This is a genomic window from Sulfitobacter aestuarii, from assembly GCF_042685005.1.
Classification (GTDB): domain Bacteria; phylum Pseudomonadota; class Alphaproteobacteria; order Rhodobacterales; family Rhodobacteraceae; genus Sulfitobacter; species Sulfitobacter aestuarii.
The window spans coordinates 65,094-86,374 of record NZ_JBHUMP010000004.1 but is presented as its reverse complement, the minus strand read 5'-3'; the positions used below and the strand labels follow the sequence as shown (position 1 = coordinate 86,374).

The 21,281-nt window shown below is 62.9% G+C and carries 16 protein-coding genes and 1 tRNA gene; 9 read left to right on the top strand and 8 right to left on the bottom strand.

The window, feature by feature from the left end:
* Nucleotide 1 precedes the first annotated feature (1 nt).
* Genes zwf through pgi form a run of 3 tightly spaced genes read left to right on the top strand, consistent with a single transcriptional unit; the run spans nt 2 to nt 3,725 of the window.
* On the top strand, nt 2–1,471 hold the full coding sequence (gene zwf, locus ACFSUD_RS06900) for a glucose-6-phosphate dehydrogenase (RefSeq protein ID WP_386372773.1): 1,470 nt from the start codon (nt 2–4) through the stop codon (nt 1,469–1,471).
* The gene (gene pgl, locus ACFSUD_RS06895) at nt 1,468–2,136 is read left to right on the top strand and encodes a 6-phosphogluconolactonase (protein ID WP_386372771.1); all 669 of its coding nucleotides are present in this window, start codon (nt 1,468–1,470) and stop codon (nt 2,134–2,136) included. Before zwf ends, pgl begins: the two co-directional genes overlap by 4 nt.
* Nucleotides 2,133–3,725 carry a glucose-6-phosphate isomerase gene (pgi, locus tag ACFSUD_RS06890; RefSeq protein WP_386372769.1) on the top strand — a complete coding sequence of 531 codons (1,593 nt, stop codon included), beginning with the start codon at nt 2,133–2,135 and terminating at the stop codon, nt 3,723–3,725. Before pgl ends, pgi begins: the two co-directional genes overlap by 4 nt.
* A 124-nt stretch (nt 3,726–3,849) precedes the next feature.
* Here the strand turns inward: pgi and ACFSUD_RS06885 are convergent, their stop codons facing one another.
* From ACFSUD_RS06885 to speB, 7 genes are all read right to left on the bottom strand, one after another.
* Nucleotides 3,850–5,106 carry a cation:proton antiporter gene (locus tag ACFSUD_RS06885; protein WP_386372767.1) on the bottom strand — a complete coding sequence of 419 codons (1,257 nt, stop codon included), beginning with the start codon at nt 5,104–5,106 and terminating at the stop codon, nt 3,850–3,852.
* Nucleotides 5,107–5,181: 75 nt separating this feature from the next.
* Nucleotides 5,182–5,625 carry a GNAT family N-acetyltransferase gene (locus tag ACFSUD_RS06880; RefSeq protein WP_386372766.1) on the bottom strand — a complete coding sequence of 148 codons (444 nt, stop codon included), beginning with the start codon at nt 5,623–5,625 and terminating at the stop codon, nt 5,182–5,184.
* Nucleotides 5,626–5,736: 111 nt separating this feature from the next.
* Nucleotides 5,737–6,126, bottom strand: coding sequence for an acyl-CoA thioesterase (locus tag ACFSUD_RS06875; RefSeq protein ID WP_386372764.1), 390 nt, complete (start codon nt 6,124–6,126; stop codon nt 5,737–5,739).
* Between the two features lie 136 nt (nt 6,127–6,262).
* Nucleotides 6,263–6,336: transfer RNA gene (locus ACFSUD_RS06870), tRNA-Gly, on the bottom strand.
* A 113-nt stretch (nt 6,337–6,449) separates the two neighbouring features.
* Nucleotides 6,450–7,304: a class I SAM-dependent methyltransferase gene (locus tag ACFSUD_RS06865; protein WP_386372762.1), complete on the bottom strand. Its 855-nt coding sequence runs from the start codon at nt 7,302–7,304 to the stop codon at nt 6,450–6,452.
* 96 nt (nt 7,305–7,400) lie between these two features.
* On the bottom strand, nt 7,401–9,440 hold the full coding sequence (locus ACFSUD_RS06860; protein ID WP_386372760.1) for an ASKHA domain-containing protein: 2,040 nt from the start codon (nt 9,438–9,440) through the stop codon (nt 7,401–7,403).
* A 183-nt stretch (nt 9,441–9,623) separates the two neighbouring features.
* The gene (gene speB / locus ACFSUD_RS06855) at nt 9,624–10,583 is read right to left on the bottom strand and encodes an agmatinase (RefSeq protein WP_386372758.1); all 960 of its coding nucleotides are present in this window, start codon (nt 10,581–10,583) and stop codon (nt 9,624–9,626) included.
* Between the two features lie 192 nt (nt 10,584–10,775).
* Between speB and guaB the strand changes: the two genes are divergently transcribed.
* The 3 genes from guaB (at nt 10,776) to ACFSUD_RS06840 (ending at nt 15,854) form a co-directional block, all read left to right on the top strand.
* Nucleotides 10,776–12,224: an IMP dehydrogenase gene (guaB, locus tag ACFSUD_RS06850; protein WP_386372756.1), complete on the top strand. Its 1,449-nt coding sequence runs from the start codon at nt 10,776–10,778 to the stop codon at nt 12,222–12,224.
* Nucleotides 12,225–12,274: 50 nt separating this feature from the next.
* Nucleotides 12,275–13,435, top strand: coding sequence for an RsmB/NOP family class I SAM-dependent RNA methyltransferase (locus ACFSUD_RS06845; RefSeq protein ID WP_386372754.1), 1,161 nt, complete (start codon nt 12,275–12,277; stop codon nt 13,433–13,435).
* 103 nt (nt 13,436–13,538) lie between these two features.
* Complete coding sequence (locus tag ACFSUD_RS06840; RefSeq protein ID WP_386372752.1) at nt 13,539–15,854, top strand: ATP-binding protein; 2,316 nt, start codon at nt 13,539–13,541, stop codon at nt 15,852–15,854.
* Here ACFSUD_RS06840 and ACFSUD_RS06835 read toward each other — a convergent pair.
* A complete protein-coding gene (locus ACFSUD_RS06835; protein WP_386372751.1) occupies nt 15,846–16,451 on the bottom strand; it encodes a gamma-glutamyl kinase in 606 nt (201 codons plus the stop codon). The genes ACFSUD_RS06840 and ACFSUD_RS06835 overlap by 9 nt on opposite strands.
* Nucleotides 16,452–16,655: 204 nt before the next feature.
* Here ACFSUD_RS06835 and recA point away from each other — a divergent pair, with 204 nt between their 5' ends.
* The 3 genes from recA to ACFSUD_RS06820 all read left to right on the top strand — a co-directional run bounded on the left by recA (nt 16,656) and on the right by ACFSUD_RS06820 (nt 20,852).
* Nucleotides 16,656–17,723, top strand: a complete 1,068-nt coding sequence (gene recA, locus ACFSUD_RS06830) for a recombinase RecA (RefSeq protein ID WP_386373006.1) — start codon at nt 16,656–16,658, stop codon at nt 17,721–17,723.
* A gap of 171 nt (nt 17,724–17,894) precedes the next feature.
* Nucleotides 17,895–20,561: an alanine--tRNA ligase gene (gene alaS, locus ACFSUD_RS06825; protein WP_386372749.1), complete on the top strand. Its 2,667-nt coding sequence runs from the start codon at nt 17,895–17,897 to the stop codon at nt 20,559–20,561.
* A 3-nt stretch (nt 20,562–20,564) separates the two neighbouring features.
* The gene (locus ACFSUD_RS06820) at nt 20,565–20,852 is read left to right on the top strand and encodes a DUF1330 domain-containing protein (RefSeq protein ID WP_386372747.1); all 288 of its coding nucleotides are present in this window, start codon (nt 20,565–20,567) and stop codon (nt 20,850–20,852) included.
* Nucleotides 20,853–21,281 lie beyond the last annotated feature (429 nt).

Sequence of the window (21,281 nt, the reverse complement as noted above, 5' to 3'; positions counted from 1 at the left end):
CATGGTTTCACGCGTCATTCCGGTCGATCCCTTCGACCTGGTGATCTTCGGCGGCACCGGCGATCTGGCGCGCCGCAAGATCCTGCCGGGGCTGTTCCGGCGGTTCTGCGCCGGACAGATGCCGCGGGAGGCGCGGATCATCGGCGCGGCGCGCACCGAGCTTGACGCGTCCGGCTATCGCGACGTGGTGGCCGAGGCCATCGGCGAATTCATCGGCCATCACGACTACACGAAAGACCAGCTGACCGATTTCCTGAGCCATCTCGATTATGTCCCGATCGATGCGCTGGGGGAGACCGGCTGGAAGGAGCTGCAGGAGCTGATGGCGGGCTCGCCCCATATCGAGGCCTATTACTTCTCCGTCGGGCCGCGGCTCTTCGGCGATCTGGCGGAGCGTCTGCAGCGCTGGGGCATGGCCGATTCCGAGTGCCGCATCGTGGTGGAAAAGCCCTTCGGTCGCGATCTGGCCACGGCGCGGGAGCTCAACCAGACGCTGGCGACCTATTTCAACGAGGATCAGATCTACCGGATCGACCATTACCTCGGCAAGGAGACGGTGCAGAACCTGATGGCGGTGCGTTTCGGCAACATGCTCTTCGAGCCCTTGTGGAACGCGCAATATGTCGATCACATCCAGATCACCGTGGCCGAGACCGTCGGGGTCGGCGGGCGGGCAGAATATTACGACAAGGCCGGGGCGATGCGCGACATGGTGCAGAACCACCTGATGCAGCTCCTGTGCCTGATCGCCATGGAGCCGCCCGCACGCTTTGACCCGGATGCCGTGCGCGACGAGAAGCTCAAGGTCATCCGCGCCCTCGACCCGGTAAAGCCGCATCACCTGGTGCGCGGTCAATACGGTGCCGAACCGGGCAACGAGGAGGAAATGCCCGATTATCGGACCGCCGTGGATAATCCGCGCTCGCGGACCGAGAGCTTTGTCGCGCTCAAGACCCATATCAGCAACTGGCGATGGGCCTCGACCCCGTTTTACCTGCGCACCGGCAAGCGCATGGCGGCGCGCTCCTCGGAGATCACCGTCGTGTTCAAGGACACGCCCCATTCGATCTTCGCCGAGGATGCCGGACGCCACCGCAACGTGCTGTCGATCCAGCTGCAACCCAACGAGGGCATCACCCTCGGCGTCACCATCAAGGAACCCGGACCGGGCGGGATGCGGCTGATCGACGTGCCGCTCGACATGACCTTTGCCGAGGCCCTGGGCGAGGAAGGCGCGGAACAGGTCGATGCCTATGAACGTTTGATCATGGACGTGATCCGCGGCAACCAGACCCTGTTCATGCGCGGTGACGAGGTCGAGGCCGCCTGGGCCTGGACCGATCCGATCATCAGCGGCTGGGAGGCGCGCAACGATGTGCCCAAACCCTATGACAGCGGCAGCGAGGGGCCGACGGATGCGACTGAACTCATGCGGCGCGACAGCCGCGAATGGCGAAAGGTTTCTCCATGAACATCATCGAATATGCCGACCGCGAATTGCTCGCGATGGGGCTGGCCAATGTGCTGGCCGGGTCGCTGAAGAATGCTCTGCTCGGCAATGATTTCGTGTCCTTCGCGGTGCCCGGCGGCACCACGCCGGGGCCGATCTTCGACATGCTGAGCGCCACCGAGCTCGATTGGGACCGGGTCCATGTCCTGCTGAGCGACGAGCGCTGGGTGCCAGAGAGCGACGAGCAATCCAACGCGCGGCTGGTGCGTGCCCATCTGCTGACCGGACCGGCCGGGGCGGCGCGTTTCATTCCCTATTACCGCGAGGGCATGTCCCCGGCGGAAGGCTGCGCGGCAGTCAACCCGACGCTGGATGACGAACTGCCCCTGTCACTGCTGCTGCTCGGCATGGGCGGGGACATGCACACCGCCTCGCTGTTTCCCGGCGCCAAGGGTCTCGATGCGGCGCTGGCGTCGGACGCGCCGACGCTCTGCCCGATCGAGCCGGACGGAGAGGTCTCGCGCGTCACCCTGAGCGCTCCCGCGCTGCGGGACGCGATGGAGAAACATCTGGTGATCTATGGCGATGACAAACGCGCCGCGCTGGAAAAGGCGGGCGATCTGAGCCCCGAAGAGGCCCCGATCGCGGCGGTCTGGGACGATCTGGAGGTACATTGGGCAGCATGAACGAGATCTGGCAGCACTTGCAGGAACGCGCGGCAGCGCAGGGGGAGCGCGAGATCCGCGACCTTTTCGAGGACGGAAACCGGGCGCGCGACTTCAGCGCAAGCATCGGCGATCTTCATTTCGATTATGCCAAGACCAATATCGACAATGACACGCGTGCCGCGCTGCTCCAGCTTTTTGAGGCGGCCGATGTTGCCGGGCGGCGTAACGCGATGTTCAGCGGCGCAGCGATCAACCGCACGGAGGGGCGCGCGGTGCTGCACACGGCGCTGCGCAACCTCGATGGCGGGCCGGTCGAGGTCGATGGCAAGGATGTGATGCCGCAGGTCAAGGCGACGCTGGCGCGGATGCGCGATTTTGCGAAAAAGATTCGCGAAAGCGAGATCACCGACGTGGTCAACATCGGCATCGGCGGGTCGGACCTCGGCCCGGCGATGGCAGTGGCTGCACTCGCGCCCTATCACGACGGGCCGCGCTGCCATTTCGTCTCCAATGTCGATGGCGCCCATATCGCCGACACTTTGCGCGGGCTCGATGCGAAAAAAACGCTGGTGATCGTCGCCTCCAAGACCTTCACCACCATCGAGACGATGAGCAATGCCCTGACCGCCCGCGCCTGGATGCGCGATCACGGCGGCGATCCGTCCCGACAATTCGCCGCTCTCAGCACCGCCGAAGACAAGACGGCGGCCTTTGGCATCGCATCTGAACAGGTCTTCGGTTTCGAGGATTGGGTCGGCGGGCGCTATTCGGTCTGGGGACCGATCGGCCTGTCGCTGATGATTGCCATCGGGCCGAAGGGATTTGACGCCTTCCTGCGCGGCGCGCAGGAGATGGACCGGCATTTCCGTGCCGCCGAGCCTGTCGAGAACCTGCCGGTGATGCTGGCCCTCGTCGGGATCTGGCACAACCAGATCTGCGGCCATGCGACCCGCGCGGTGCTTCCCTATGATCAGCGGCTGGCGCTTCTGCCGGCCTATCTTCAGCAGCTCGAGATGGAATCCAACGGCAAGCGGGTGCAGATCGACGGAACCGACCTGGAGCGCGACAGCGGTCCGGTCGTCTGGGGCGCGGCGGGCACCAACGGGCAACATGCGTTTTACCAGCTCATCCATCAGGGCACGCGGGTCATTCCCTGCGAATTCCTCGTCGCGGCGCGCGGGCACGAGGAAGAACTGGCGCACCAGCACCTGCTGCTGCTGGCCAATTGTCTGGCACAATCAAAGGCGCTGATGCTTGGACGCAGCCTGGAGCAGGCGCGCGAGCTGATGGCGGCCAAGGGGCTCAAGGGCTCGGCGCTGGAGGAAGCGGCGGCGCATCGGGTGTTCCCGGGCAACCGGCCATCGACGACATTGATCTACCCGCGGCTCGACCCCTTCACCCTGGGCCAGATCATCGCGCTTTACGAACATCGGGTGTTTGTCGAAGGGGTGATCCTCAACATCAATTCCTTCGATCAATGGGGGGTGGAGCTCGGCAAGGAACTGGCCACCTCGCTGCAGCCGGTGCTGGAGGGCACGGAGGGCACCGAAGGGCAGGATGGGTCAACCGCGGCGCTGGTTGCGTATATCGCGCGACATCGCGGGTAGGTGGACTGGTCCTAAGGGTCGGGATCGAGGGACGCTCCCTGTTTTGAGCGTGGGGATTGAGGTGGGAGGTTTCTGCTTGTACAGGGATGACCTCTCGTTGCCCGGACCGTAGTGCCCGGTGGCGTCACACCAGATCGGGGGCGCGGCCGACCTTGTTGGCGAGCTTTCCGACGGTGAGACCCTGCACGATGATCGAGAAGACCACGACGATATAGGTGCAGGTCAGGATCAGCGGTTTCCATTCGCCTTCGGGCAGGGACAATGCCAGCGCCACGGAGATCCCGCCCTTGAGCCCGCCCCAGGTCATGATCCGCGTCACCCCGGCGTTGAAGCTGCGGAAGGGTTTCAGCAGGGTGATCGGCACCGCCACCGCCGCAAGCCGCGCCAACAGCGCCAGCGCGATCGTCGCGACTCCGGTCAACAGGATTTCCCCGGTAAAGGCGATCGCGAAAACCTCGAAGCCGATCAGCAGGAACAGCACGGCGTTCAGGATCTCGTCGATCAGCTTCCAGAAGGCATCGACATAGGTCCGTGTTTCCTCCGACATACCCCTGGCGCTGCCGACATCGCCGATCAGCAACCCGGCGCAGACTGCCATGATCGGCGCCGAGACATGCAGCCACACGGCCAGCTCATAGCCGCCGAAGGCCAGCCCGAGGGTCAGCAGCACTTCGAGCGCGTAATCGTCTATGTGCCGCATCACCCGGAAGGTCAGGAAGCCGAGCACGATCCCCAGGGCAGCACCCCCGAGAGCTTCCTGCAGGAACAACAGCATCGCATCCCAAAGCGGGTTCTGCGGCGCGCCGCCATGGGAAGCGGCGGGATAGGCCAGGCCGACCAGCACCAGAAAGACCACATAGCCGACACCGTCGTTGAACAGGCTCTCCCCGGCGATCTTGGTTTCCAGTGTCTTGGGCAGATCGGCCTCGCGCAGCACGCCGAGCACCGCGACCGGATCGGTCGGCGAGATCAACGCCCCGAAGACCAGCGCCAGCAGCAGCGGCATGCCGGTGAGCCAGGCAAAGCCGAACCCGACAATCAGCGTCGAGAGCGCGATGCCCAGCGTCGCCATCAGGAACACCGTCGGCCATTCGCGGCGCAGATCGCTCAGCTTGACATGCAGAGCCCCGGCAAAGAGCAGCAGCCCGAGCATCCCTTCGAGCAGCGCCTCGGAGAAATCGATGCCGGTCACGATGCCGCGCACCGTGTCGGCGATCTCGAGCGCGGGCCATATGAGATCGACTGCCAGCAGACCGAAGGAAGCGAGCAACGCCACGATCAGGATGCCGATCGCCGAGGGCAGTTTCAGGAACAGGTAGTTGATCGCACCGAAACCGCCGGCGAGCACGATGAGAAGCGAGGTGATCTGCAGAAAATTCACGGGCGGGGCGACCTTCGAGACAGGCGGAGGCTGCGCCCCGCGGATGTTTTCCCGGGACGTGGCACGCGCCGACGCTCAGGGCTTCAGATCATAGGTAACCCATCTGGTCCGTTCGGCCAGTCGGTCATAGAGCCCGCGCGCTCGGTAATTGTCCTCAGCGGTGATCCAGCGCAGCACGGCCCAGCCGTTCCGGCGCGCCTCCTGCTGCACCGCCTCGATCAGCGCATCCGCCGCACCGTTGCCGCGGGCGCTCTCATCGACGAAGAGATCGTCGAGAAAACAGCTCGTCGTGGCGCGCAGCGGACTGGGGAACGGGCGGTAATGGGCGAGACCGACAAGCGCCCCCGCGCGCTCTGCCACAAGCCCGGCGCTGGGATGATCCCCATCCAGCAACCAGCCGAATACCCGCTCGCGCATCTCCGCGCTCTGCGCAACGTTGTAAAAACGCGCATAGGCCTCATAGAGCTGCGCCCATGCGGCGCGGTCCCTGGCTTCGAGGGGGCGGATGGTCAGCGACATGGTTTACCTCTGCAGTTGATGTTAGCTTTCGGGCGTGGCGCCGTCGATTTCGATGAAGCGCCGACGCAGGCTCTCCGGGATCGGATAGCGCGCGGAGGCGTCGGGCAGCAACTAGACCACGACGCAATCGAAACCCGCACGCAGGCTGCCGCCGGACCAGACCTGCTGGCGCAGCGTGAAGGACGTGTTGCGGAACCCTATGCAGCCGCAGGTCACGACATAGGTTTCGTCCATCCGCATTTCCTGCCGGTAATGGATTTCACCGGACCGGATCACGATCCGCGGATCCTCCGCCCGGTCATAACCCGACAGGCCCCAATCCTGCACATAGCGGATCCGCAACCGTTCGAACCATTCCATATAGACTGCGTTGTTGACGTGGTTGAGCACGTCGAGCTCGGAAAAGCGCACCTGGTCGGCCATCGCCAGCGGCTGCGGCGGGTCGATCCCTTCGGCCTTTTGCTGCGCGGGGCTCAACGGCGTGTGAAAAAGCATTGTCATGATACTTGAGTAGAAGTCTGATCACTGGCTGGCAAGGCCAGGCGACAATAACCGGACGTCGCGCGGCGCGAAGATGCGAAAAAACATGTCGCCATGAAGGCGCGCGATGTTTCGATCGTTTTGTGAAAAAGAGCGTTGGAGCGGGTAACGGGAATTGAACCCGTAACTAAAGCTTGGGAAGCTGCCGTGATACCTTTTCACCATACCCGCGCGCTCGCTGGTGAGATAAGCGCAAGCGCTGCGAGCGTCAAGACCGGATGTGGCAGGCGGTGAAATCGCGGTCCCGTCAAACTCGATTTTGAGAGGCTTTGCAACGCGCCTGCCTAGCCTCGGGTCCCTGTGAAAAAGTTGATCTCGGCGAGGATCTTCAGCCCATCGAGCCAGGCATGGGCGGACAGCGCCTCCTTGAGCGCGTCGCGCAATTCAGCGCGCTGTTCGGCGCTGGCGCTGAAATGATCGAGCGCGGCATGGGCCGGGCCGATGTCGCACATCTGATCCGCAAGGTCCGCGCTGCTGCCGCGGGGCGTCAGGTCGATGCGCACCACCTCGCTGGCGATCTCGGTGAAACCGGATTTGCGAAGAATATCCTCGACCCGGCCGGGATTGCGAAATGCGAAGGGGCCGGGCAGGTCCGGATCGGTCTTCGGACGCGGACCGAGAACCGCGCGGGCGGTCTGGGCGGGCAGGGTGAAATAGGGGTTGTGGTCGATCTGCCCCCAGGCCGCGAAGCTGATCTTCGCTCCCGCTTTCAACGCGCTGGCGATATTGCGGAAGGCGGCAGTTGAATCTGCGAAAAACATCACGCCGAACCGCGAGATCAGCCGGTCAAAATGCGCGGGTTCAAAAGGATGCACGGCGGCGTCTTCATGGGCGAAGCTGACATTGTGATGCCCTTCCGCCCGGGCCCGCGCATGGGCGACGAGCGGCGCGGAGATATCGACGCCGAGCACATGGCCCTGCGCCCCGACGCGCTCCGCCGCTTGCAGGCTGCTGGTCCCGGCGCCGCAGCCGATGTCGAGCACCTGCTGGCCCGCCGCGAGATCCGCCCGTGCCAGGACGCCTTCGAGCACCGGATCGAACAGCGTATCGAGTTCCGCCTGCCGGGCGATCCACTTGTCGCCGGCCTGTTCGGACCAGAATTGCCGCTGCTCCGCATTGTCGCTGCCCGCATCCGTCATGGTGTTTCCTTTCGATCAGAGCACGCCTGACGCGAAGCATAGGGCGCGGGCCGTCAGGGTCCAACCTGGGACGGCAGCGCGCGGCCCAACCGCGCTCTAGCCGCGGCGCCGCCGACGCCCGCTGCCGCCGCTTTCGCCGCCGCCTGTGTTGAAGGTGACCCGCGGCAGATCGACGACCGAGTTGAGGATCGGGAAGGGTTCCACAGCATTGGGGATCGCCGACGCATTGACGAAATGCTCCTGAAAGCGCGGCTCGATCGCCGTCTCGATCTTGTGAATGGCGCGGACAGTCGCCTCGATCTCGGCGCGCGCCGCGATGTTGAGCAAGGCGATCCGTGCGCCGGTGCCCGCGGCATTGCCTGCCGAGGTCACCTTGTCGAAGGGCGCATCGGGGATCATGCCGAGGATCATCGCGTGTTTGGGGCTGATATGCGCGCCGAAAGCACCGGCCAGCACCACACGGTCGACCTTGTCGACGCCGAACTTGTCCATCAGCAGACGCGCGCCGGAATAGAGCGCGGCCTTGGCCATCTGGATCTCGCGGATGTCGCGGTTGGTCACGGTGATGCGCGGGCCGCCGCGCTCGGTGGCGTCATAGACGAGGTAGGAATAGGTGCGCCCGTCGGCGAAGACCGCGGCCGAGCCGGTCTGTTCGGGCGAGCCGATCAGCCCCGGCGCATCGACGATCCCATGTACCCGCATCTCGGCGACCATCTCGATGATCCCCGAGCCGCAGATCCCGGTGACGCCGGTGCCGGAAATCTCTTCTTCGAAACCCGGCTCGTCGGACCACAGATCGCAGCCGATCACCTTGATACGCGGCAGCTTGGTCTCCGGGTCGATCTCCACCCGCTCGATTGCGCCGGGCGCGGCGCGCTGGCCCGAGGAAATCTGCGCCCCTTCAAAGGCCGGTCCGGTGGGCGAGGAACAGGCCAGTACCTTCTCGCGGTTGCCAAGAAAGATCTCCGCATTGGTGCCGACATCGACGATCAGCACCAGATCCTCGGATTCATCGGGCGCTTCGCTGAGCGCCACGGCCGCGGCGTCGGCGCCGACATGGCCGGCGATACAGGGCAGCAGATAGACCCGCGCGGACGGATGGATGTTGAGGTCGATATCCCCCGCACGCAGCCGCAGGGCGTTCGAGGTCGCCAGCGCGAAGGGCGCCTGTCCGAGCTCGAACGGGTCGATCCCGAGGAACAGGTGATGCATGACCGGGTTGCAGACGAAGACCGAGTCGACGATCAGGTTGAGGTCGATCCCGGCATCGAGCGAGATCTGCGAAAAAAGCGCGCACATGCCGCTGCGCACGGCGCGGGTCATCTCCTCGGCGCCTTTCTCGTTCATCATCGCATAGCTGACGCGGCTCATCAGGTCCTCGCCGAAGCGGATCTGCGGGTTCATCACGCCGGAGGACGCGACGACCTCGCCGGTCTGCAGGTCGCACAGATGCGCGGCGATCGTGGTCGAGCCGAGATCGACCGCCAGCCCATAGACCGTGCCCTCGTAAAAGCCCGGCCAGATGTTCATGATCCGCGGGGTGTTTTCCTGATCCCCGAGATGCACCGCCACGGTGACCTTCCAATTGCCCTTGCGCAGGATCGGCTGCATGATCTGCAGGATATGCAGGTCCGCATGGACCTTCTCCAGCTGCCATTGCTCGTGCAGCGCGTCGCGCAGCCGTTCGAGATCCCCCGAGGGATCGTGCATGTCGGGTTCGGCGACCTCGATATAGAAGAGCTTGGTGGAGGGGTTGATCAGGATATCACGGGCCTCGGCACGTTTGCGCACCACCTGGCGGTGCACCTGGCTTTCGGGGGGGACGTCGATCACCACATCGCCCTGGACCGTCGCCTGACAGCCCAGGCGGCGGCCCTCGATCAATCCGCGCTTGTCCTTGTAGCGCTGTTCGACCGAGTTCCATTCGGACAGGGCATCCGATGCCACATAGACCCCGTGTTTCGCGAACTCGCCATAGCCGGGGCTGATCTGGCATTTCGAGCAGATTCCGCGCCCGCCGCAGACCGAGTCGAGATCGACCCCGAGCTGGCGCGCCGCGGTCAGCACCGGAGTGCCCTTCGCAAAACGCCCGCGCTTGCCCGACGGTGTGAACACCACCAATGGATCGTTGCTCATATGCCCATTCCTCTTGTCTTTCTGGGCAGTATAGAGGGGCAGGCGGGTGCAAGTAGCCGGGCAGCGGCAGAAAATGAGGCGCAGGCGTCATTTAAGCGACAAACTTTATCAATAAAGACCGATCACGTCGTTTTGGCGACATGACCGGCGATGACTCGGGAGGCGCCATTTCGGGATTCCGCCTCAGGTCTGGCTGCGGGCGTGGAAGATATGGCCGAGGAAGTTCAGCAACAGCTGCGCGGCAAGGATCGAGGTCGAGCCGCTATGGTCATAATCCGGCGCCACCTCGACCAGGTCGATCCCGACGACCTCGTGACGCTGCGCGGCTGCCTGCAGCAATTCGAGCACTTCGTAATAGAGGAAACCGCCATGCGAGGGGGTGCCGGTGCCCGGCGCGATCGACGGGCAGAAGGCGTCGATGTCGATCGTGACGTAGAGCCGCGCCCCGGTGGGCACATGCGCCAGCACCCCTTGCGTGCCGAGCTCGCGCGCCTGACGCACCGAGATGATGTCCGACCCCATGGCGCGGGCATCTTCATAGCCCTCGCGCGCCGTAGAGCTGACATTGCGGATCCCGACCTGCGTCAGCCCGGTGACATAGTCGCGCTCGGCGGCGCGGCGCATCGGGTTGCCGTGCCCATGGCGCACGCCGTGACGCTCATCGACAAAATCGAGATGCGCGTCGATCTGCAGGATATGGATGTCGCCCTGACCCTCGAAGGCGCGGATACAGGGAATGTTGATCGAATGATCCCCGCCGATCACCACCGGCAGCGCCCCGGCCTCGAGAATGGCGCGCACCCCCGTCTCGATATTGGCGTGGCTTTTCTCGGTGTCGGTATGAACGATGTCGGCATCGCCGAGATCGACGATATTCACGTCGGCGGGCAGGTAGGTCACGTCGTCCTCATGATCATACGCGCCGCCGTGACCGAAGCTGAACAGGGTCGAGGCCTCGCGCACGCCGCGCGGCCCGAAACGCGCGCCCGAGCGCCATTGCGTCCCGGCATCGAACGGCGCGCCGAGGATCGCGACATCGGCATCGAGCGCCCGCCAGTCGGGCTCATAGGGCCGTTTGCCGAAGGTCGATATCCCCACGAAGGGCAGATCGAGCCTGCCCTTGTCATAGCCATGTTCACTCATCTCAGCTCTCCTTTTGGCGCGAACCATTCCGCAGGGGAAATTCGATTGCAAGACCTGCCTGCGACGGCATCGGAATCCGGCCGCGACCGGCAATGGATCACCCGCCGCCCCGGCATCGTTTATGCTTTCCATCTGCGCATAATCGTGAAATAGCAAACCGCCAAATGAACCCATGACAAGCCGAGGTGCAAAATGGAGATTCGTGAGGCTCTGACCTTCGATGACGTATTACTGGTTCCGGGGGCCTCTTCGGTGCTGCCCTCGACGGCCGACACCCGAACCCAGGTAACCCGCAGCATCGCGCTCAATATCCCGTTGCTGAGTTCGGCCATGGACACGGTGACCGAGAGCCGGATGGCGATCGCCATGGCCCAGGCCGGCGGGATGGGCGTGGTGCACCGCAATCTCGGCATCGAGGAACAGGCCCGCGAGGTCAGCCGGGTCAAGCGTTTCGAATCCGGTATCGTCTATACCCCGATCACCCTGCGCCCCGATCAGACCCTTGCCGATGCCAAGGAACTGCAGGAACGCTACAACGTCACCGGGTTTCCGGTGGTGGATGAGAAAGGCCGGGTGCTCGGCATCGTCACCAACCGCGACATGCGCTTCGCCTCGGATGACCGCACCCCGGTTTCGGTGATGATGACCAGCGAGGATCTGGCGATCCTGCACGAGCCCGCCGACCGCGACGAGGCGATCAGCCTGATGAAGGCGCGGCGCATCGAGAAGCTGCTGGTGACCGATTCCAAGGGCAAGCTCACGGGGTTGCTGACCCTAAAGGACACCGAACAGGCGGTGCTCAATCCGACCGCCTGCAAGGACGCGCTCGGACGTCTGCGCGTCGCCGCCGCCACCACGGTGGGCGATGCCGGGCATGAGCGCAGCCAGGCGCTGGTCGAGGCCGGGGTCGACATGATCGTGATCGACACCGCCCATGGCCATTCCGAAGGCGTCGCCCATGCGGTGACACGCGCCAAGAAGCTCAGCAACGACATTCAGGTCGTGGCGGGCAATGTCGCGACCGGCGCGGCGACCCGCGCACTGATCGATGCCGGGGCGGATGCGGTCAAGGTCGGGATCGGGCCGGGCTCGATCTGCACCACCCGGATGGTCGCCGGAGTCGGCGTGCCGCAGCTAACCGCGATTTTCGACTGCGCGGCCGCGGCGGGCGACATCCCGGTGATCGCCGATGGCGGCATCAAGTTTTCCGGCGATTTCGCCAAGGCAATCGCCGCCGGCGCATCCTGCGCGATGGTCGGCTCGATGATCGCCGGCACCGATGAAAGCCCCGGCGAAGTGATCCTCTACCAGGGCCGCAGCTACAAATCCTACCGCGGCATGGGCTCGCTCGGGGCCATGGCGCGCGGCTCCGCCGACCGTTATTTCCAGAAGGACGCGGCAAGCGACAAGCTGGTGCCCGAGGGGATCGAAGGCCAGGTGCCCTACAAGGGCTCGGCCGGAGCGGTGGTGCATCAGCTGGTCGGTGGTCTGCGCGCCGCCATGGGCTATACCGGCTGCGCCACGGTCGCCGAGATGCGCAGGAACTGCAGCTTCGTGCGGATCACTGGCTCCGGCCTCAAGGAAAGCCATGTGCATGATGTGCAGATCACGCGGGAATCGCCGAATTACAGGATCGGATAGGACATGACGTTCAATGCCTTGAACGATTTTGCTGAAGTGGAATCGGCAACGTGACCCCGGGCGCGCGGGTTGCCGCCGCGATCGGAATTCTCGACCAGATCGGCGAGGGGCTGGCGGGTGAACAGGCGCTGACCCGCTGGGCCAGGGGCAGCCGTTTCGCCGGATCGAAGGACCGCGCCGCCGTGCGGGATCACGTCTTCGACGTCCTGCGCTGCCGCCGCAGCGCGGCGCATTTCGGTCGCGGCGAGGACGGTCGGGCGCTGATGATCGGCATGCTGCGACAAAGCGGCGCCGATCTTCCCGGTCTTTTCAATGGGGTAGGGCATTCAGCCGATCCACTTTCCGAGGCCGAGCTGAACCCGCCCGGGCCGATCGAGGATCTTGCCACCGCCTGGAACCTGCCGGATTGGCTGGTGCCGCTCTTCCAACAAAGTCTTGGCGAAGCGGCGGAGCCGACGGCGCTGGCGCTTCAGGAACGTGCGCCGATCACCTTGCGGGTCAACACGGCGAAGACCGACATTGCAAGCTCCATGCGCAGGCTCTCGGAAGAAGGCATCACGACGGTGGAAAATCCGCTCTGCGCCAGCGCGTTGAACGTCACCGGGGGCGCCCGCAAGATCCGCAATTCCGCCAGTTTCCGCGACGGCGAGATCGAATTTCAGGACGCCGCCAGCCAGGCTGTCGTGGCGGCAATCCCGACGACCGGGAAAGTGCTCGATTATTGTGCCGGAGGCGGCGGGAAGGCGCTGGCCCTCGCGACGCAGGGCCAAAACCGGGTGAGTGCCCATGACATCGATCCGCGGCGCATGTCCGATCTGCCCGCCCGTGCCGAACGGGCCGCTGTGCGGATCAGATTGATCGCCACCGATGCGCTCCGCGCCCACGCGCCCTTCGATATCGTGCTCTGCGACGCGCCGTGTTCGGGCAGTGGTGCATGGCGTCGGTCGCCCGAAGGGAAATGGAGCCTGACCGCGACGCGGCTGCAGCAATTGACCGAGATTCAGGATGAGATTCTCGATCGCGCCGCGCCTTTGCTCGCCCGGGGCGGGGTGCTCGTCTATGCGACCTGTTCGGTCCTGCGCATCGAGAATGAAGACCGCGTCACCGCCTTTCTGCAGCGCCATCCGGACTGGATCTGCAGCTACAGCCGTCGTTTTGCGGTGGATAATGACGGCGACGGTTTCTTCACGGCGCATCTGACCCGTAATTAGCGCGAATTTGCTTCGTTTCATGGCGGAACATGCTCGCTCATTAAGAAGCGATTAACCCTTCTCGCGCGTATATGGACAGATAATTCATGCACGAGGGAGAGATTTGCAGAAAGGTGCGCTGAAAATCGGGAGGGTATTCGGGCAGTTCGGCCCCGGTGGTCGGCGGCTCGTAGCACTGACGATCGTCGCGCTGCTGCTCGCGCTCCTTTCCCTGCAGGCACCGCCGCCACCGCTCCCGCTCGCCCTGTTGACCGGGGCGGCGACGCTTCTGACCCTTGTTATCCTGATGGTGCTGCAACGTTACCGCAGGTCACGCGCGCAGGCATTGCGTTTCGAGATCCTCTCCGGTTTTATCCAGAACGATGCCATCGCGACTTTCATTGTCAGCGCCGACGGCGAAATCCGGAGCGCCAACACCGCGGCGACTGTCCAGTTCGGGGGAGAGCCCGGACAAACCCTCGCAGGATTGCTGAGCAAGATGCTGGCGAACCCCTGTGGCATCCTGTTTCGCCTGCAATCACGCGCGAAATCCGCCGGACATGCCCAAGAGGATATCGCCACACGTATCGGTCATATGCGCCTTTCCGTCCGTGACATGGGGCGTGGCGGCTATATCTGGCGGGTCGAACCCGTGCCCTCGCGGACCGCATCCCGGGGCGACGAAAGCCTGCACCTGCCAATGATCATGGTCGGGCGCAGCGGGGCCATCCTGTTCATGAATGCCCCGGCGCGGGCCCTGATCGGGAGCCGCGTCAAATCCCTCGACCGGCTGTTCACCAATCTCCCCGTCAGCTCCGGGCAAGTTTGCGATATCACGACCGAAAACGATAGCCGCTCGATCATGGTAGCGGAGGTGTCCGCAGGGGCCGGACGTCGCGCGCTCTATCTGCTGCCGCCGCCTAAGGATCACCCGCAGGTCTTCGATCAGGGGCAGCGTTGGCAGGTTCTGCAAGACTTGCCAGTGCCCCTGATCAAGGTTGCCCCGGATGGGTCGGTCCTGTCATTCAACCGCATGGCGGTCAGGCTCATCGGCAACTCGCTGACAACGGAGGTTCATCTCGGGCAGCTGATGGAAGGACTGGGCCAGTTGATCACCGATTGGCTGAAGGATACGCTGGCCGGACGGATGGTGCAGAAGTCGGAGTTCCTGCGTCTGACGCGTACGGATCATGAAGCTTTCGTGCAGGTCACGCTGAACCGGGTCATCGAAGAGGGCAAACCGGCTCTGATTGCCGTGCTGAACGATGCTACCGAGCTCAAATCGCTTGAAGCGCAATTCGTCCAGAGTCAGAAGATGCAGGCGATCGGTCAGCTCGCAGGCGGGGTCGCCCATGATTTCAACAATCTGCTGACGGCCATCTCCGGCCATTGCGACCTCCTGCTGTTGCGCCATGACCAGGGTGATCCGGATTACGGAGACCTGGTCCAGATCAACCAGAACGCCAACCGCGCCGCGGCACTTGTCGGGCAGTTGCTCGCCTTTTCCCGCAAGCAGACCCTGCGCCCCGAAACCGTCGATCTGCGCGATACGCTGGCCGATCTGACCCATTTGCTCAACCGGCTGGTCGGAGAAAAAATCACCCTCACGCTCAACCACGACCCGGTGTTACAGCCGATCCGAGCCGATAAACGTCAGCTCGAGCAGGTGCTGATGAACCTGGTCGTCAACGCGCGCGACGCAATGCCCGGCGGCGGAGAGATCCGCATCATTACCGAATGCACAGCGCTTGATGAACCGCTGCTGCGCGACCGGGTGGCCGTGCCCGCCGGGCAATATGTGACGGTGCAGGTCAGCGATGACGGCACCGGTATTGCACCTGACAAGCTGCCGAAGGTGTTCGAACCGTTTTTTACTACGAAACGCACAGGAGAGGGGACGGGCCTCGGCCTTTCCACCGCCTATGGCATCATCAAGCAGACCGGCGGCTTCATCTTCGTGGACAGTATCCTCGGCACCGGCACGGATTTCATTCTCTACTTTCCGATGCTCGACGCGGGTGAAACGGCCCGGCCCAGACCTGTCCAGCCCGCAACGCGTCTGCCCACCAAACATGCCGACGGGGTAATCCTACTTGTCGAGGATGAGGCACCAGTCCGCGCTTTCGCCAGCCGCGCGCTGCGCCTGCGCGGCTATACCGTGCTAGAGGCTGAATCAGCCGAGGCGGCGCTCAAGACGCTCGAGGACGAGGCACTGACGATCGATGTCTTCGTCACCGACGTGGTCATGCCCGGCATGGACGGTCCGACCTGGGTACGCGAAGCGTTGAAACATCGGCCCGGCGTGCGCGTGGTCTTTGTTTCGGGCTATGCCGAGGACAGCTTCGGTGAGGAACAGACCAAGATTCCCAATTCGGTCTTCCTGCCGAAACCTTTCTCCCTCACCGATCTTACGGAGACCGTACATAGGCAGCTACATTGAGGCTTTGGCAATGGAATGATAAAGATCGAATTCTTCGGAGAACTTGCGCCGCAACCTTTTTTCGAGCGCCGGGGAGAGTGACAACGCCATATCAGGCGACACGTTCTCGCGGTCCAGGGTGAAAGTCACGCCAAGCCTCTCTTCGAGAAACCCTTGCAGCCGAGGTTGATCCTCGTATCTGAACAGATGGGTCACAGCGATGCCATTGGGTTGGGGCCGCAGGAATCTGGACTGGCTGCCCACATTGGCAAACCCGGGGCGCTGGCCCTTCATATAGGCTTCGACAAAATCGTCGAAAGAAAGATCAAATGTCGCGTTCGGCTTTCCCTGCATACCGGGACGCCGCCGAAAGCGATACCAGCTGCCCAGCCAATCGATCGGTTCGCGCATCACCGCCATCAATTCTAACTCCGCTTCACACACCTGCTTGTACATGGGCCGGATGAAACGGTTAAAGCGATAGACCGGCGCATGTTTCAGAGCGGGGGGATCTGAAATGACGAGATCTGCATGCGGCCTGAGCGCCCTGACATAGGCGGTTGTTCCGGTCTTCGGAACAGACAGAAACGCCAGATTGGCCTTATAGAAAATCAACATCCGGGAGTTTCCCGCTACATCTTCGCTCGGCCCTATGCCGTACACCACTTTTTAACCATGCGCATACAAATATCGATGTCAGGTCAGAAATAGATTGATATGTTCCACTTTTGATCTCATATGGAACATTACAGGAACAGGCACCGGGAAGCACGTCGGCGATTGCCGCGGTCCCGTCAGTATGACACTAAGGAGACAGGCGAAATGGCAACGGCAGATCTTTTGACGATGGACAACAAGAAAAGCGCGGAAAAGCAGAAAGCTCTCGACAGCGCCCTGGCGCAGATTGAGCGGCAGTTCGGCAAAGGCTCGATCATGAAGCTGGGAGCCGAGGGCGCGGTGCAGGATATCATATCCAGTTCCACCGGTTCTCTGGGGCTCGATATTGCGCTCGGCATCGGTGGTCTGCCGATGGGGAGGATCATCGAGATCTATGGCCCGGAATCGTCGGGCAAGACCACACTCACCCTTCATTGTGTCGCCGAGCAGCAAAAGAAGGGCGGGGTCTGCGCATTTGTCGATGCCGAACACGCACTGGATCCGCAATATGCGCGCAAACTCGGCGTCGATATCGATGAGTTGCTGATTTCGCAACCCGACACTGGCGAACAGGCCCTGGAAATTACGGATACCTTGGTTCGCTCCGGTGCTGTCAATATGGTGGTCGTGGATTCGGTCGCGGCATTGACCCCGAAATCCGAGCTCGAGGGCGACATGGGCGACAGCAGCGTCGGGGTTCAGGCCCGGCTGATGAGTCAGGCAATGCGGAAGCTCACGGGCTCGATCAGTCGGTCAAATTGCATGGTGATTTTCATCAACCAGATCCGCATGAAGATCGGCGTCATGTTCGGCTCGCCGGAGACGACGACCGGCGGCAATGCCCTGAAATTCTATTCTTCGGTCCGGCTCGATATTCGTCGTATCGGGGCGCTCAAGGACCGCGACGAAGTTGTCGGCAACGCCACGCGGGTCAAGATCGTGAAGAACAAGGTCGCGGCGCCGTTCAAGCAGGTCGAATTCGACATCATGTATGGCGAAGGCATCTCGAAAATGGGGGAACTGCTTGATCTTGGCGTGAAAGCGGGGGTGGTCGACAAATCGGGATCCTGGTTCAGCTACGGCGATGAACGGATTGGTCAGGGTCGTGAGAATGCCAAGACTTTCCTGCGTGAGCATACAGCGATGGCGGCAGAAATCGAAGACAAGATCCGGGCGGCGCATGGGCTGGATTTTGTGAGCAAGGATGATGAGGCAGACATTCTCGAGGCCTGATCACGCCAAAAACCGCGTAGCGTGACGCCGACGACCACTCGGCTGGAGGACATTTGAAGCGATCATGGAGACAACTGCTGCGGGCCTACTTTTCATGCCCGTGGCAGTGGACAGCGCTAAATCACCCGAGTATTTGGAGACAAACCAATCTGCCCCGGAAGGCCGCGCAACATGAAGACGCTGAACGATATTCGCTCCACCTTTCTGTCCTATTTCGACAAGCAGGGTCATGCGGTCGTGCCTTCGGGACCGCTGGTACCGCGCAATGATCCGACGCTGATGTTCGCCAATTCCGGCATGGTACAGTTCAAGAACCTGTTCACCGGAGTCGAGACACGGGATTACGCCCGCGCCACCACCGCGCAGAAATGCGTGCGCGCCGGGGGCAAGCACAATGATCTCGACAATGTCGGCTATACCGCGCGGCATCATACGTTTTTCGAGATGTTGGGTAATTTCAGCTTTGGCGATTACTTCAAGGCCGAGGCGATTGAGTTTGCCTGGACGCTGCTGACCCGCGATTTCGCGATCCCGGCGGAGCGGCTCTATGTCACGGTCTATCACACAGATGATGAGGCCGCCGCACTTTGGAAAAAGATCGCCAACCTGCCTGACGAGCGGATCATCCGGATCGCGACGGATGACAATTTCTGGATGATGGGCCCCACCGGTCCCTGCGGCCCATCTTCGGAAATCTTTTACGATCACGGCGCGCATATCTGGGGCGGTCCGCCCGGATCGCCGGAGGAGGACGGGGATCGGTTTGTCGAGATCTGGAACCTGGTCTTCATGCAATACGAGCAGTTCGAAGACGGGACACGCCGCGAACTGGCGGCGCAATCGATCGATACCGGGATGGGGATCGAGCGCGTCGCGGCGTTGTTGCAGGGTACCAATGACAATTACGCCACCGACTTGATGCGCAATCTGATCGAAGCCAGCGCTCATGCGTCCAACACCGATCCGGACGGGCCGGGCAGGTCCCATCATCGCGTCATCGCCGACCACCTGCGCTCGACCTCGTTCCTGATTGCCGATGGCGTCATGCCTTCGAATGACGGCCGCGGTTACGTGTTGCGCCGGATCATGCGGCGCGCCATGCGTCATGCGCATCTGCTCGGAGTCAAGGATCCCCTGATGTATCAACTTGTCCCGGCATTACTTGGCAAGATGGGCGCGGCCTATCCCGAACTCGGCCGGGCCAAGGCGTTGATCACCGAGACCTTGCTGCTGGAGGAAACCCGGTTCAAACAGACGCTGGACCGGGGGCTTCGCCTGCTCGAGGACGAGATCGCGGGATTGCCGGAGGGCGCCGATCTGCCCGGCGCGGCGGCTTTCAAGCTCTATGACACCTATGGTTTCCCGCTCGACCTGACCCAGGATGCGCTGCGCGAACAGGGGCGCAGTGTCGACACCGAAGGGTTCGACACTGCAATGGCGGCGCAGAAGGCCAAGGCCCGCGCGGCCTGGTCCGGCTCCGGCGAGGCGGCGGATGCGACGATCTGGTTCGATGTGGCCGACCGGCACGGCACGACGGACTTCCTCGGCTACGATACCGAAACCGCGGAAGGCCAGGTCACCGCGATCATACGGGGCGGCGAACTCAGCGATCGCGCTCAGCAGGGCGACGAGGTCCAGATCGCGCTGAACCAGACGCCGTTCTATGCGGAGGCGGGCGGTCAGGTCGGTGATACCGGCGTCATTCGCACGGACACCGGGATCGTCAATATCACGGATACGCGCAAGACGGCCGGTGTCTTTGCCCATATCGGCAAGGTCATCGAAGGCGAGGTCCGCGCGGACCAGGCCGCGGTACTGGAAGTCGATCACGTCCGGCGCACGGCGATCCGGGCCAATCACTCCGCGACCCATCTGTTGCATGAGGCCCTGCGCGGTGCGCTCGGGGATCACGTTTCGCAACGGGGCTCGCTCAATGCCGCCGATCGTCTGCGCTTCGACTTCAGCCATGCGAAGGCCCTGAGCAGCGATGAGCTGAAGCAGGTCGAGCGTGAGGTGAACAGCTATATCCGGCAGAATGCCTGGGTCGATACGCGGGTCATGACCCCGGATGACGCCCGCGCGCTCGGAGCGCAGGCGCTCTTTGGCGAAAAATACGGCGAGGAAGTGCGCGTCGTCTCCATGGGGAGACAGGACGGATCGGGCAAGGGCGCCGACAAGGCGACCTATTCGCTCGAGCTCTGCGGGGGCACCCATGTGCGCCAGACCGGGGATATCGGCGCTTTTGTGCTGCTTGGCGACAGCGCCAGTTCGGCCGGCGTGCGCCGGATCGAGGCGCTGACCGGCGACGAGGCGCTGAACTGGTTGCGTCAGCAGGAAGCCACGCTCACTCAGGTCGCCAGCGAGCTCAAAACGTCGAGCGGCGATGTGCCCGCACGGGTCCGGGCGTTGCTCGATGAACGGCGGGCGCTTTCGAACGAGGTCGCGCAGCTGCGTCGAGAACTGGCGATGGCCGGGGGTGCCGGGAATGGCGCTGCCAAGGTCGAGGCGCGGGAGATCAACGGCGTGTCATTTCTCGCGCAGGTACTCAACGGTGTGACAGGCCGTGATCTGCCAGCATTGGTCGATGAACACAAGTCGCGGATGGGAAGCGGTGCGATCCTGCTGATCGCAGATGCGGATGGCAAGGCTGCCGTGGCGGCCGGGGTGAGCGAGGACCTCACCGACCGCGTGTCTGCCGTCGAACTTGTGCGCGCGGCAGTAGCCGAACTTGGCGGAAAGGGTGGCGGTGGTCGCCCCGACATGGCCCAGGGCGGCGCCAAGGACATCAGCAATGCAGAGGCCGCGATTGCCGCCGCCGAAACGCTTCTGAAAGGATAGAAGATGCCAGCATTATGGATCGCGCATGTGACGGTCACCGACGAGGAAGCCTACAAGAAATACGCCGCCGGGGCGAGTGTGGCGATCGCCGAGCATGGCGGCGAGTTCATCGCCCGGGGCGGGCGCTTTGTTCAATTGGAAGGCAAGGAAAGGCCCCGCAATGTCGTCGCGCGCTTCCCCGATGTCGAAACGGCCGAGAAATGCTACCATTCCAATGAATATCAAGCGGCGCTCGAACATGCGCGCGGTGCGTCGGAGCGTGAATTGCTGATCGTGGAAACGAGTGTCTGAGCGCAGATGATATCGGACATGGGCTCCCGGTCGAAGCCGGGAGCCTATTTGCGACGCAGGTTCGCCAATTCTCAATCGTAAATGCGGAGATCTTCTTCGCAATAAGGTTCGATGATGCTCTCATCGGGGTTGGACAGCTTTCCGTCCGCCGGTTCGGAGAGGACGCCCAAAACGATCCTGACGTTCGCCGTTCATCGGCTACAAAATCGTTTTCACGTAGGATCGGCACGACCCGGCGGCGGTCTGGTATTCGTCGATGATGTCGTGAGCGAGATTGATTGCCGGGAACCTCCCGGTCTCATTGCACTTAGCGCTAAGCGCAACCCTTTGTTGTGTCGTCCATTACATCGCAGTTTTGACGGCAAGATCGTCAGACCTTGTCACCGGCATCCATATCACTCCATTGATGCATCGCATCGAGGGCATTCA

What these genes read in the sequence shown, in the direction of transcription:
- ACFSUD_RS06880 (WP_386372766.1), bottom strand. Translation starts at nt 5,625, where the DNA reads ATGTCGCTGACCATCCGCCCCCTCGAAGCCAGGGACCGCGCCGCATGG.
- pgl (WP_386372771.1), top strand. Translation starts at nt 1,468, where the DNA reads ATGAACATCATCGAATATGCCGACCGCGAATTGCTCGCGATGGGGCTG.
- ACFSUD_RS06820 (WP_386372747.1), top strand. Translation starts at nt 20,565, where the DNA reads ATGCCAGCATTATGGATCGCGCATGTGACGGTCACCGACGAGGAAGCC.
- ACFSUD_RS06835 (WP_386372751.1), bottom strand. Translation starts at nt 16,451, where the DNA reads ATGTTGATTTTCTATAAGGCCAATCTGGCGTTTCTGTCTGTTCCGAAG.
- alaS (WP_386372749.1), top strand. Translation starts at nt 17,895, where the DNA reads ATGAAGACGCTGAACGATATTCGCTCCACCTTTCTGTCCTATTTCGAC.
- ACFSUD_RS06865 (WP_386372762.1), bottom strand. Translation starts at nt 7,304, where the DNA reads ATGACGGATGCGGGCAGCGACAATGCGGAGCAGCGGCAATTCTGGTCC.
- recA (WP_386373006.1), top strand. Translation starts at nt 16,656, where the DNA reads ATGGCAACGGCAGATCTTTTGACGATGGACAACAAGAAAAGCGCGGAA.
- guaB (WP_386372756.1), top strand. Translation starts at nt 10,776, where the DNA reads ATGGAGATTCGTGAGGCTCTGACCTTCGATGACGTATTACTGGTTCCG.
- pgi (WP_386372769.1), top strand. Translation starts at nt 2,133, where the DNA reads ATGAACGAGATCTGGCAGCACTTGCAGGAACGCGCGGCAGCGCAGGGG.
- speB (WP_386372758.1), bottom strand. Translation starts at nt 10,583, where the DNA reads ATGAGTGAACATGGCTATGACAAGGGCAGGCTCGATCTGCCCTTCGTG.
- ACFSUD_RS06875 (WP_386372764.1), bottom strand. Translation starts at nt 6,126, where the DNA reads ATGACAATGCTTTTTCACACGCCGTTGAGCCCCGCGCAGCAAAAGGCC.
- ACFSUD_RS06860 (WP_386372760.1), bottom strand. Translation starts at nt 9,440, where the DNA reads ATGAGCAACGATCCATTGGTGGTGTTCACACCGTCGGGCAAGCGCGGG.
- zwf (WP_386372773.1), top strand. Translation starts at nt 2, where the DNA reads ATGGTTTCACGCGTCATTCCGGTCGATCCCTTCGACCTGGTGATCTTC.